The sequence below is a fragment of the Geodermatophilus sp. SYSU D00525 genome, from assembly GCF_054050475.1.
Genome location: NZ_JBJGZK010000028.1, coordinates 15,699 through 27,615, shown reverse-complemented (window position 1 = coordinate 27,615; position 11,917 = coordinate 15,699). Strand labels below are relative to the sequence as shown.

Here is an 11,917-nt window from a genome sequence, read left to right as displayed (position 1 = left end):
CCTGCTCGCGGCGGGACCGGCGGGCCGGGTCTGCTCCCCGTCCCGCCCTCGCCGAGCGCCTACCCGTGCGATCCCGTGCGGAACCCGGGTGACGTCCTCAGGCCGCGCGCCGCGGCCGCGCCTGCGCGGCCGGCTGCGGGGAGCCCCACCGCATCTCGATCCGGCGACGCCCGTCGGCGTCGGTCACCGTCACCCAGTGGCACTCGGGGCAGTTCTTCTCCAGCATGCGTCTCATCCACCTTCCGTTCACCTTCTGTTCACCTTGATAGACGACAGCGACCGGCGCCACACTCCATCAGGGGAGTCGTGACCGTTTCGTTATGCCGCCCCGGCGTCCGGGAAGGCGGGGACCGTCGGGCACGCTGTCCCTCACGATGACCGCGACCGCGCCCCTCCCCCTGCTCGACGACCCCGGCGACCTCACCGCCCTCCGGGCGCGCGGCAGCGACCCCGACGAGCTGTTCACCTCCTTCGCGGCCTGGGCCGAGGACGGCGGCACGCCGCTGTACCCGCACCAGGAGGAGGCGCTGATCGAGCTGGTCAGCGGCGCGAACGTGGTCCTCGCGACGCCGACCGGCTCGGGCAAGTCCCTGGTCGCCACCGGGGCGCAGTACGCGGCGATGGCGGCCGGGCGGCGCAGCTTCTACACCGCGCCGATCAAGGCGCTGGTCAGCGAGAAGTTCTTCGCGCTGTGCGGGGTGTTCGGCGCGGCCAACGTCGGGATGCTGACCGGGGACGCCGCGGTGAACCGGGACGCCCCGGTCATCGCCTGTACCGCCGAGGTGCTCGCCAACGTGGCGCTGCGCGAGGGCGCCGACGCCGACATCGGCCTCGTCGTCATGGACGAGTTCCACTTCTACGGCGACCCCGACCGCGGGTGGGCCTGGCAGGTGCCGCTCCTGGAGCTGCCGCGGGCCCAGTTCCTGCTGATGAGCGCCACGCTCGGCAACACCGACGCGCTGCGCGAGGACCTCACCCGCCGCACCGGCCGGCCCACCGCACTGGTCGCCGGCGCCGAGCGCCCGGTCCCGCTGCACCACTACTACGCGACGACGCCCGCGCACGAGACCATCCAGGAACTGCTGGACACCAGGCAGGCGCCGGTCTACGTCGTGCACTTCACCCAGGCCCAGGCGCTGGAGCGGGCGCAGGCGCTGATGAGCGTCAACGTGTGCACGAAGGAGGAGAAGGCCGCGATCGCCGACGCGATCGGCGGGTTCCGGTTCACCTCGGCCTTCGGGACGACGCTGTCGCGGCTGGTGCGCCACGGCATCGGCGTCCACCACGCCGGGATGCTGCCCAGGTACCGGCGGCTGGTGGAGCAGCTGGCCCAGGCCGGGCTGCTCAAGGTCATCTGCGGCACCGACACCCTCGGCGTCGGCATCAACGTGCCGATCCGCACCGTCGTGTTCTCCGCGCTGAGCAAGTACGACGGCAGCCGCACCCGGCTGCTCAACGCCCGCGAGTTCCACCAGATCGCCGGGCGCGCCGGGCGCGCGGGCTACGACACCGCGGGCACCGTCGTCGTCCAGGCACCGGAGCACGAGGTGGAGAACCTCCGGCAGTTCGCCAAGGTCGCCGACGACCCGAAGAAGCGCCGCAAGCTGGTCCGGAAGAAGGCGCCCGAGGGGATGGTGCCGTGGTCGAAGGCGACCATGGAGCGCCTGGTCGCCGCCGAGCCCGAGCCGCTGACCAGCCACATGCGGGTGACGACGGCGATGCTGCTCGACGTCGTCGACCGGCCCGGCGACCCGGTCGCGGCGCTGCGCCGGCTGCTCACCGACAACCACGAGCCCCGCAAGCGGCAGCTCAGGCTCATCCGCGAGGCGGTCGGCGTCGCCCGCTCGCTGCTGCAGGCCGGCGTCCTCGAGCGGCTGCCCGAGCCGGAGCCCGACGGTCGCCGGTACCGGCTGACGGTCGACCTGCCGCCGGACTTCGCGCTCAACCAGCCGCTGTCGACGTTCGCGCTGGCCGCGATCGAGCTGCTCGACCCCGCCTCGGACACCTTCGCCCTCGACGTCGTCAGCGTCGTCGAGGCCACCCTCGACGACCCGCGGCAGATCCTGGCCGCGCAGCTGAACAAGGCGCGCGGCGAGGCGGTCGCGCAGATGAAGGCCGAGGGCATCGAGTACGACGAGCGGATCGAGCTGCTCGAGGACGTCACCTACCCCAAGCCGCTCGAGGAGCTGCTCGAGCACGCCTTCGCCGTCTACGTGCGCAGCAACCCGTGGGCCGCCGACGCGCACCCCTCGCCGAAGTCCGTCGTCCGCGAGACGTGGGAGCGGGCGATGACGTTCAAGGAGCTGGTCTCCACCTACGGGCTGACCCGCTCCGAGGGTGCGGTGCTGCGCTACCTCTCCGACGCGGTGAAGGCGCTGCGGTCCGGGGTGCCGGCGGCCGCGCGCACCGAGGAGGTCACCGACGTCGTCGAGTGGCTCGGCGAGCTGGTGCGGCAGGTGGACTCCTCGCTGCTCGACGAGTGGGAGCAGCTGACCAGTCCCGACCAGCCGCTGGACGAACCGGTCGCCGTCCCGGCGCGGGCCCGGCCGCTCACCGGCAACGAGCGGGCGTTCACCGCGATGGTCCGCAACGCGCTGTTCGCCCGGGTGCAGCTGTGGGCGCGGCGCCGCTGGTACGACCTCGGCGAGCTCGACGCCGGCTCCGGCTGGGACGCCGAGCGGTGGGGCGAGGTGGTCCGCGGCTACTTCGCCGAGCACGCCGAGGTCGGCACCGGCGCCGACGCCCGCGGCCCGGCGCTGCTGGTGTGGGACCGGAGCGAGCCCGGCGTCTGGCGGGTGCGGCAGATCGTCGACGACCCGGCCGGCGACCACGACTGGGGCATCGACGCCGAGGTCGACCTCACCGCCTCCGACGAGGCCGGCGAGCTGGTGCTGCGCGTCGTCGACGCCGGCCGCAAGGACGCCTGACCTCAGGACGGCAGCGGCGTGGCGCGGGCGCAGACCTCCTCCAGCAGGGCCAGCGCCGTCGCCCGCAGCCGCCCCGCCGGGTCGAGGGCGGGGTCGTAGGACGCCAGCGTCAGCGAGACGACCGGCAGCCGGGACGCCGCCCTGGCCACCAGGTCGAGCACCTCACCGGCGCCGAGCCCGTCCGGCGCGGCGTAGCCGTTGGCCGGGGCGATCGACGGGTCGTACACGTCGAGGTCGACGTGCGGGTGGACGGCGTCCACGCGGGCGGCCAGGGCGGGCCAGGGCGGCGTCGAGCGCCGCGCCGTCGCGCACCCGCGCCGGCGGGAGCCAGGCGACGCCCGACGCCCGCAGGACGGCCTGCTGCGCCGGGGAGAGGTCGCGGGCGCCGGCCAGGACGACGTCGCTCTCGGCCAGGGGCGTGAACCCCGGGACGCGCGCGGCGAGCGCGCGCCAGCAGCGGCCGACCACGACCGCCAGGCCCTGCCCGTCGAGGAAGCCGCCGGGGGTCCTCCTCGGGGGGTGTCGAAGTCGCCGTGGGCGTCGAGCCAGACCAGCCCGAGCCGCCGGCCGGTCGCGGTCAGCCCGGCGAGGACGCCGAGGGTCGTGCCGCAGTTGCCCGACAGCAGCACCGGGACCGCTCCCGACACCCAGGCGGCGGCCACGGCGCCGGCGACGACGCGGGACAGCTCGAAGGCCGTGGCCACCTCGGCCCGCCACCCACCGTCCGGCCGGACCACCCGCTCGGTGACGACGTGCCCGCGCCCGCGCAACCGGTCGGCGGCCCCGCCCCGGGCCAGCGCGGTCGGTCCCGCCCCCATCCGGAGCTCCTCGTGGCCGGAGTCGAACGGGACACGGAGCAGGTGGACCGGCGGACGTGCTGGGGACCCCGTCACGGGCCGATCCCACCACGGTCCGGGAGCCCCGGCCGAGCCGTGCGGACGGACGTGCCACGCTCGACGGCGATGTGCGCATGACCGTCGCCGAGGTGCTCGCCGTGCTCGCCGCCGGGTGCGCGGCGGGGGCGATCAACGCCGTCGTCGGGTCCGGGACGCTGGTGACCTTCCCGGTCCTGCTGGCCACCGGGCTGCCGCCGGTCACCGCGAGCGTGTCCAACACGCTGGGGCTCGTGCCCGGCAACGTCAGCGGCGCGGTCGGCTACCGCCGCGAGCTGGCCGGGCAGCGCGGGCTGGTGCTGCGGCTCCTGCCGGCGTCGGCGCTGGGCGCGCTGACCGGGGCGGTCCTGCTGCTGCACCTGCCGGCGGCGGCGTTCGAGGCGGTGGTGCCGGTGCTGGTGGGGCTGGCCGTCGTGCTGGTCGCCGTCCAGCCGCTGCTCACCCGCCGGCTGGCCGCCCGCCGCACGGACGAGGGCGCGACGCCCCACGGGTGGCGGCTGGCCGGCCTGGTCGCCGGCGCGTACGCGACCGGCAGCTACGGCGGCTACTTCGCCGCCAGCCAGGGCGTGCTGCAGATGGGCGTGTTCGGGCTGCTGCTGGCCGAGCCGCTGCAGCGCCTCAACGCGCTGAAGAACGTCCTCAGCGCCGCGGTGAACGCCGTCGCGGCGACGGCCTACGTCGTCGTCGCGACCGACCGGGTCGACTGGGCGGCGGCCGGGCTGGTCGCCGGCGGCTCGGTGGTGGGCGGCGCGCTGGGGTCCCGCTACGGCCGCCGGCTGCCCGCGGCGGTCCTGCGGACGGCGATCGTCGTCCTCGGCTGCGTGGCCATCGGTGTGCTGGTGGCCCGGTGAACGCCGTCGAGTGGCTGCTGCTGGTCCTCGCCGGGGTCGGCGCCGGGCTGGCGGGCAGCATCGCCGGGCTGGCCTCGCTGGTGAGCTACCCGGCGCTGCTGGCCGCCGGGCTGCCGCCGGTGACCGCCAACGTCACCAACACCGTCGCGCTGGTGCTGACCAGCGTGGGGTCGGTGAGCGCGTCCCGGCCGGAGCTGGCCGGGCAGGGCCGGCGGCTGGTGCCGCTGGCCGCCGCCGGGGTGGCCGGCGGGGCGGCGGGCGCGGCGCTTCTGCTGCTCACCCCGGCCGAGGCGTTCGAGCGGCTGGTCCCCCTGCTCATCGGCGGTGCGGCGCTGGCCATCCTGCTGCAGCGGCCGCCGGCGGAGCTGGCCGAGGAGGGCCGCCGGTTGCACGGCGCCCGGGACCCGTGGTGGCTGGTCGCCGGCACCGGCGTCATCGGGGTCTACGGCGGCTACTTCGGCGCCGCCGCCGGGGTGCTGCTGCTCGCGCTGATGCTGCTGGGCACCGGCGAGGGCCTGCCACGCAGCAACGCGCTGAAGAACGTCCTCCTGGGGGTGGCCAACGCGGTGGCCGCCGTCGGGTTCGTGGTGCTCGCGCCGGTGGCCTGGAGCGCCGCCCTGCCGCTGGCGCTGGGCTGCCTGGCCGGGGGGCGGCTCGGGCCGCGCCTGGTGCGGCGGGCGCCGCAGGCCCTGCTGCGCCGGCTGATCGCGCTGGCCGGGCTGGGCCTGGCCGTCGTCCTCGCCGTGCAGACGTTCCGATGAGTCACGGGGGGCCCGGTGTGGTGCGGGCGGCTCCGCTGGACCAAGGTGACCACGGGTGGCGGCACGACGAGGTCCGGTGAGCAGCCACCCGGAGGACCGGCGACCGCGACGACGGGAGTGGACGGGTGACGGCGAGTGACGCGGCGACGCGGTTCCTGGACGCACTGCAGGAGCCGGCCGGGACCGGGGAGGACGGCCCGGAGATGGTGCCCTCCCGGCTGGCCCGGGCGGCGGCGCAGGCGGTGCGGGTGGACGGCGTGGCGCTGAGCATCCACGAGGGCGCCGGGCTGCGGACGCCTATCGGCGCGAGCGACCGCACCACCTCACGGGCCGAGCAGCTGCAGTTCACCGCCGGCGACGGCCCGTGCCTGCGCGCGCACGACACCGGCAGCGCCATCGTCTTCGACATCGAGGACATCCACCGCAACTGGCCCGAGCTGCACGAGGCGCTGCTCGGCGAGACGCCCTTCCGCGCGGTGTTCTCGGTGCCGCTGGCCCCGCCGCTGGGCCCCACCGTGATCGTCGACCTCTACGCGCGGGAGCTGGCCACCCTCACCGGCGTCCCGCGCGACGACGTCGAGACGGTCGTCGTGTGCCTGACCGAGGAGCTGGTGCGGTCCTCCGGCGGGGTGGCCGACGAGGGCGGGACCCGGTGGTGGGACTCCCCCGACGCCCGCCGCCGCAGCCGCGTGTGGCAGGCGACCGGCGTGGCCACGGTGGCGCTCGGCCTCGACGTGGTGGACACCCTCACCGTGCTGCGCGCGCACGCCTTCGCCACGGGGCGGGTGGTCGACGACGTCGCCGACGACATCGTCGAGGGCCGGCTGGACCCCACCGCGCTGCGCGACCCCGACGCGGTGGGCTGAGCCCCTACCGGGCCGTGTAGGCGGCGAGGAAGAGCACGAAGGCGCCGGTGGCGAGCAGCAGGCGGGCCGGGGTCAGCCCGTTGACCAGCCCCGCGGTCGCCTCCACCCAGGCCGGCCGCACCCCGGCCTCCCGGGTGCCGCGGCGGACCAGCCGCACCTCGTCGGCCAGCAGCGCGCCGGCCACGCCGAGCACCACCAGCCCGACGACGAGGAACACCAGCGCCAGGCGCTCGGCGAACGCCTCGGCGCGCCCGCCGAGCAGCAGGACGGCGACCACCCCGGCCACCAGGCCGAGGACCGCGCCGGCGGCCGGCGCCCACGGGCCCATCCGGGTCAGCGGGTCCCCCTGGCGGGCGCGGACCACCGGCGGCGGCCCGGCGACCGGCCCGCCCGGGGATCCGCCGCGCACCGGCCCGCCCGGAGGGCCGCCGGGGGCAGGGGCGGCGGTTCCGGGGGACGCCTGACCGGCGGCGGCCGCCCCGCCCGGGCCCGGCTCGGCGGCCGGGTACTGCACGGGGGCGGTCTGGGGCGCGGTCGGCGGGGCGGGGTGCGCGGGGACGGCGGGCTCGGTCATCGGCGGGGACGCTAGGACGCCCCTCCGACAGGCCCGCGCAGGTCCACCGCGCGCGGCGGGACGCGCCGGTCCCGGGATGGGATGACACGGCGCGCGACCACGCGGTGTCATCCCGAGGCTACGCGGCGTCAGAGCAGCCGGCGGCTGTCCTCGGCGACCACCCGCAGCCAGCGGTACCCGTAGCCCTCGAGCGCCAGCTCCACCGCGCCGTCGTCGCCCAGGGGCGTCGTCTGGGTGACGAGCAGGTCCTCCAGCCGGTGCGAGGCGTCGCAGCCGTCGAGCACGAGCGGCACCACCCGCGGCTCGGGACCGAGGTTGTGGACCGCGACCAGCGTGCCGTCGTCCCACTCGCAGACGTGCGCGAGCACCTCGCGGTGCGGCTGCTCGAGCACCCGGAACGAGCCCCAGCCCAGCTCGGGCGACTCGCGGTAGCGCCGGATGAGCAGCTTCGTGAACGACAGGAGCGAGTCCGGGTCGCGGCGCTGGTCGGCCACGTTGACGAACTCGGGCGCGAAGCCGCCGGTGACCACCGGCCCGGGCAGCCGGTCGGGGTCGGCGGTGGAGAACCCGCCGTTGCGCCCGGCGGTCCACTGCATCGGCGTCCGGACGGCGAGCCGGCCCTCGGCGTCGAGGTCCTCGCCCATGCCGATCTCCTCGCCGTAGAAGAGCACCGGGGTGCCGGGCAGCGAGAACAGCAGGCTGTAGACCATGCGCACCCGCCGCGGGTCGCCGTCGAGCATGGGCGGCAGCCGGCGGCGCAGGCCGCGGCCGTAGACCTGCATCCGCTCCTCGGGGCCGAAGGCGGCGAACACCTCCTCGCGCTCGTCCTCGGAGAGCTTGTCCAGGGTGAGCTCGTCGTGGTTGCGCACGAAGGTGGCCCACTGGCTGTCGGGGTCCACCTCGGGCCGGCCGGTCAGCGCCTGCACCAGCGGGCCCGCGTCGGCGCGGGCCAGCGACAGGTACATCGCCTGCATGCCGACGAAGTCGAACAGCATGGTCAGCTCGTCGCCGTCGTCGCCGCCGAAGAACTCCTTCTGCTGCTCGTGCGGCAGGTTCACCTCGCCGAGCAGCACGCCGCTGCCGGTGCGCCGGCCGACCAGCGAACGCAGCGCGCGCAGGTACTCGTGCGGGTCGGGGAAGTGCTCGTCGTCGGCGCCGTCCTGGGTCTCGAGGAAGAACGGGACGGCGTCCACGCGGAAGCCCGACAGCCCCAGCTGCAGCCAGAAGCCCATGACCTTGGCGACCTCGTCGCGCACCCGCGGGTTGGTGACGTCGAGGTCGGGCTGCTCCTTGTAGAAGCGGTGCAGGTACCACTCCCCCGTCGGCTCGTTGCGCGTCCAGACCGAGTCCTCCTGGTCGGGGAAGACGACCTGGTCGGAGGTGTCCGGCGGCTCGTCGTCGCGCCACACGTAGTAGTCGTGGAAGGGCGCGTCGCGGCCCTGCCGGCCCTGCTGGAACCAGGGGTGCTGGATCGAGGTGTGGTTGACGACGAGGTCGGCGATCACCCGGATGCCGCGGTCGGTGGCCGTGCGGACGACCTCGACCAGGTCGCCGTGCGTGCCCAGCCGCGGGTCGACGCCGTAGAAGTCGGTGATGTCGTAGCCGTCGTCGCGCTCGGCGGTCGGGTAGAAGGGCATCAGCCACAGGCAGGTGACGCCGAGGTCGGCGAGGTGGTCGATCCGCTGGGCCAGGCCCGCGAGGTCGCCGCACCCGTCGCCGTTCCAGTCCATGAACGTCTCGACGTCGAGGCAGTACACGACCGCCGTCTTCCACCAGAGGTCCGCCGTGTCCGTGATCCGCACCCGGCGAGCCTGTCGATCACGGCCCCGCGCGGCAACCGGACGGCGCGGGGCCGCTTCGGCATCCGGGCTGATCACCGGCTGCGTGCACGGGACACGCGCGGACACGCCGGGGCATCGTGCACGCAGCCGGTGATCGACCGGCGGGCGCCTACTTCAGGACGGCGGGCTGGGGCTCCTGGTGCGGCCGCAGCGGGTGGACCGCGACGGCCGGCGCCGGCCGGGTGACGTCGAGCCGCGGCAGCACGTGCTCACCGAAGGCGTCGAGGAACGGCTTCTGCTCCTTGCCCACGTGGTGCAGGTGGACCTGGTCGAAGCCGAGGTCCACGTACTCGGCGATCCACGCGGCGTGCTGCCCCAGGTCCGAGGACACCCGCACCGCCGTCGTCACGTCCTCGGGGCGCACGTGCGCGCTGGCCTGGTCGAAGGCCGTCGTCGTGTCGAGGTCCCAGCACAGTGGCGGGGCGAACACGTTGCTGCGCCACTGGTCGTGCGCGATCGCCAGCGCGCGGTCCTCGTCGGGGTCCCAGGAGACGTGCACCTGGATGGTCAGCGTCCCCTGCCCCCCGGCGTCCCGGTAGGAGGAGACGACGTCGCGCAGCACGTCGTGCGGCTGGTTGATGGTGACCAGCCCGTCGGCCCACTCGGCGTGCCGCGCGGCGGTGCGGGCGGTGACGGCGGGGGCGATGAGCGCGGGCTGCTGCTCGGGCAGGGTCCAGATCTGCGCGCGGTCGACGACGACCAGCCCGTCGTGGCTGACCTCCTCGCCGGCCAGCAGCGCGCGGATGACGTCGACGCACTCGCGCAGCCGCGCGTCGCGGATGTCCTTGTTCGGCCACACGTGCCCGGTGACGTGCTCGTTCATCGCCTCGCCCGACCCCAGCGCGGCCCAGAACCGGCCGGGGAACATCGCACCGAGGGTCGCGATCGCCTGCGCCACGACCACCGGGTGGTAGCGCTGCCCCGGGGCGTTGACCACGCCGAAGGGCAGCCCGGTGGTGGCCAGCGCCGCGCCGAGCCAGGACCACGCGAAGCCCGACTCGCCCTGCCGCGGGTTCCACGGCGTCAGGTGGTCGGAGCACATCGCGGCGGTGAACCCGACCTCCTCGGCGTGCTGGACGGCGGCCAGGAGCTCGGCCGGGTGGACCTGCTCGTGCGAGTTGTGGAAGCCGATCACGGTCACCGGTCGTGCCTACCCCAGGACCTGGTCGGCGGCCACGGGACCGCCCCGTGCCGGAACCGCGGACGGGCGGACGGGAGGAGAGCGGCACCACGCCGCGTCCTGCGCTGCGATCCGCCCGGCCCGCCGTGAGGATCGGGGGGTGACACGCACCAGCAGCACCGACCGCTGGGGCATCGACGCCACCTGGCTCGACGCCCTCGACGAGGAGCACGAGGTCGCCCAGGCCACCATCGACCGCCTGCGGGAGGTGATCGGCGAACCCCCGGAGGACCTCGAGCACCGGGCGCCCATCGTCGCCCGTCCCGGCGACGTCCTGGAGGTCGACGAGGCCGAGGTCACCCTCGAGGACGGGTCGACCCGGCACGTCGACGGCGAGCTGCCGGCCGACTTCCCGCTGGGCTACCACTGGCTCCAGGAGCCCGGCGGCCCGCGGCGCCGGCTGGTGGTGTCCCCCGGCCGGTGCTGGCTGCCCGAGGACCGCGCGTGGGGGTGGGCGGTGCAGCTCTACGCCACCCGCAGCCGCGGCAGCTGGGGCATCGGCGACCTCGCCGACCTGCGTGCCGTCCGCGAGATGGCCGCCGGGCAGGGCGCGGGCTTCGTGCTGATCAACCCGCTGCACGCCGTCGCCCCGACGCCCCAGCAGGAGGCCAGCCCCTACCTGCCGGCCACCCGCCGCTTCCGCAACCCCGTGTACCTGCGCGTCGAGGAGGTGCCCGGCGCCGACCGCGTCGACCTCGGCGGCGACGCCGGCCGCGCCCTGTCCGAGGGCGACCTCATCGACCGCGACGCGATCTGGGCCCGCAAGCGCGAGGTGCTGCGCCGGGTGTTCGACGCCACCGGCCGCGACGACCCCGCCTTCCCCGACTGGTGGTGGCACCAGGGACAGAAGCTGCAGGACTGGGCCACCTGGTGCGCGCTGGCCGACGTCCACGGCCCCGACTGGCACACCTGGCCCGAGGAGCTGCGCGACCCGCGCAGCGGCGCGGTCGGCTCCTTCGTGGCCGGGCACGAGCGCGACGTCGCCTTCCACGCCTGGCTGCAGTGGTGCCTGTCGCTGCAGCTCGAGCGCGCCACCGAGGGCATGACCGTCATCCAGGACCTGCCGATCGGCGTGGCCGGCGGCGGCGCCGACGCCTGGACCTGGCAGGGGGTGCTCGCGCAGGGCGCGACCGTGGGGGCGCCGCCGGACGAGTTCAACGCGCAGGGCCAGGACTGGGGCTCCCCGCCGCTGGTGCCGTGGCGCCTGCAGGAGTGGGACTACGAGCCGTTCGTCGAGTCGATCCGCGCGACGATGGCCGGCGCCGGCGGCCTGCGCATCGACCACGTCATGGGCCTGTTCCGGCTGTGGTGGGTGCCCTCGGGCGGCAGCGCGGCCGACGGCGCCTACGTCCGGTACCCCGCCGAGGACCTGCTCGACATCGTCGCGCTGGAGAGCCACCGGGCGCAGGCGGTCGTCGTCGGCGAGGACCTCGGCACGGTCGAGGACGGCGTCCGGGAGGCCCTGGCCGAGCACGGCATCCTCAGCTACCGACTGCTGTGGTTCGAGGACGACGACCCCGCCGAGTGGCCCGAGGAGGCGATGGCCGCCGTCACCACGCACGACCTGCCGACGGTGGCGGGGCTGTGGACCGGGGCCGACGTCGAGGAGCAGCGCGAGCACGGCACCGGCAGCGACGAGGAGCTCGAGCGCGGCCGGCGGTCGCTGCTGGAACGGCTGCCGGGGCTGCGCGAGGACGCGAGGCCGGAGACGGCGGTGACGCGGGCGCACGAGCTGCTCGGCCGGGCGCCGTCGCTGCTGCTGTCGGCCACCCTCGACGACGCGCTCGCCGTGCGGCGCCGGCCCAACATGCCCGGCACCACCGACCGGCCCAACTGGTCGCTGCCGCTACCGGTGCCCGTCGAGGACCTGGCGGGCCACCCGCTGCTGCAGGAGGTCGCGCGGACCCTCGCCGCGGGCGTGCTCGCGACGACCGACCCCGAGGAGGACGCGATCGGCGAGCAGGCCGGCGGGGAGGCCCGCGAGGGCGTCTGATCCGGCCCCGGGGACACGTCCGGCGCGGCAC

General features: G+C 75.6%; 10 protein-coding genes. 5 read left to right on the top strand and 5 right to left on the bottom strand.

Annotated features, from left to right (window positions below):
* Window positions 1–97 precede the first annotated feature (97 nt).
* On the bottom strand, window positions 98–235 hold the full coding sequence (locus ACI796_RS19240) for a hypothetical protein (protein WP_456926827.1): 138 nt from the start codon (window positions 233–235) through the stop codon (window positions 98–100).
* Window positions 236–374: 139 nt separating this feature from the next.
* On the opposite strand from ACI796_RS19240, the gene ACI796_RS19235 reads away from it, so the two are divergent.
* Window positions 375–2,927, top strand: a complete 2,553-nt coding sequence (locus ACI796_RS19235) for a DEAD/DEAH box helicase (RefSeq protein WP_456942825.1) — start codon at window positions 375–377, stop codon at window positions 2,925–2,927.
* A gap of 2 nt (window positions 2,928–2,929) precedes the next feature.
* Here the strand turns inward: ACI796_RS19235 and ACI796_RS19230 are convergent, their stop codons facing one another.
* Entirely contained in the window at window positions 2,930–3,820 is an 891-nt protein-coding gene (locus ACI796_RS19230) for an arginase family protein (RefSeq protein WP_456942824.1), read from the bottom strand.
* A gap of 77 nt (window positions 3,821–3,897) precedes the next feature.
* Here ACI796_RS19230 and ACI796_RS19225 point away from each other — a divergent pair, with 77 nt between their 5' ends.
* The 3 genes from ACI796_RS19225 to ACI796_RS19215 all read left to right on the top strand — a co-directional run bounded on the left by ACI796_RS19225 (window position 3,898) and on the right by ACI796_RS19215 (window position 6,298).
* Window positions 3,898–4,671: a sulfite exporter TauE/SafE family protein gene (locus ACI796_RS19225; protein ID WP_456942823.1), complete on the top strand. Its 774-nt coding sequence runs from the start codon at window positions 3,898–3,900 to the stop codon at window positions 4,669–4,671.
* Window positions 4,668–5,432 carry a sulfite exporter TauE/SafE family protein gene (locus tag ACI796_RS19220; protein ID WP_456942822.1) on the top strand — a complete coding sequence of 255 codons (765 nt, stop codon included), beginning with the start codon at window positions 4,668–4,670 and terminating at the stop codon, window positions 5,430–5,432. Before ACI796_RS19225 ends, ACI796_RS19220 begins: the two co-directional genes overlap by 4 nt.
* A gap of 125 nt (window positions 5,433–5,557) precedes the next feature.
* Window positions 5,558–6,298 carry a hypothetical protein gene (locus tag ACI796_RS19215; protein WP_456942821.1) on the top strand — a complete coding sequence of 247 codons (741 nt, stop codon included), beginning with the start codon at window positions 5,558–5,560 and terminating at the stop codon, window positions 6,296–6,298.
* A gap of 4 nt (window positions 6,299–6,302) precedes the next feature.
* Here the strand turns inward: ACI796_RS19215 and ACI796_RS19210 are convergent, their stop codons facing one another.
* The 3 genes from ACI796_RS19210 to ACI796_RS19200 all read right to left on the bottom strand — a co-directional run bounded on the left by ACI796_RS19210 (window position 6,303) and on the right by ACI796_RS19200 (window position 9,854).
* The gene (locus tag ACI796_RS19210; RefSeq protein ID WP_456942820.1) at window positions 6,303–6,872 is read right to left on the bottom strand and encodes a hypothetical protein; all 570 of its coding nucleotides are present in this window, start codon (window positions 6,870–6,872) and stop codon (window positions 6,303–6,305) included.
* Window positions 6,873–7,000: 128 nt separating this feature from the next.
* Complete coding sequence (locus tag ACI796_RS19205) at window positions 7,001–8,674, bottom strand: alpha-amylase family protein (RefSeq protein WP_456942819.1); 1,674 nt, start codon at window positions 8,672–8,674, stop codon at window positions 7,001–7,003.
* Between the two features lie 148 nt (window positions 8,675–8,822).
* Complete coding sequence (locus tag ACI796_RS19200) at window positions 8,823–9,854, bottom strand: TIGR03885 family FMN-dependent LLM class oxidoreductase (RefSeq protein WP_456942818.1); 1,032 nt, start codon at window positions 9,852–9,854, stop codon at window positions 8,823–8,825.
* A gap of 139 nt (window positions 9,855–9,993) precedes the next feature.
* Here ACI796_RS19200 and malQ point away from each other — a divergent pair, with 139 nt between their 5' ends.
* Complete coding sequence (gene malQ, locus ACI796_RS19195; RefSeq protein WP_456942817.1) at window positions 9,994–11,886, top strand: 4-alpha-glucanotransferase; 1,893 nt, start codon at window positions 9,994–9,996, stop codon at window positions 11,884–11,886.
* The last annotated feature ends 31 nt before the right edge of the window (window positions 11,887–11,917 follow it).

Bases quoted from the DNA above. Each gene is read 5' to 3' on its own strand.
- ACI796_RS19210 (WP_456942820.1), bottom strand. From the start codon at position 6,872: ATGACCGAGCCCGCCGTCCCCGCGCACCCCGCCCCGCCGACCGCGCCC.
- ACI796_RS19225 (WP_456942823.1), top strand. From the start codon at position 3,898: ATGACCGTCGCCGAGGTGCTCGCCGTGCTCGCCGCCGGGTGCGCGGCG.
- ACI796_RS19240 (WP_456926827.1), bottom strand. From the start codon at position 235: ATGAGACGCATGCTGGAGAAGAACTGCCCCGAGTGCCACTGGGTGACG.
- ACI796_RS19235 (WP_456942825.1), top strand. From the start codon at position 375: ATGACCGCGACCGCGCCCCTCCCCCTGCTCGACGACCCCGGCGACCTC.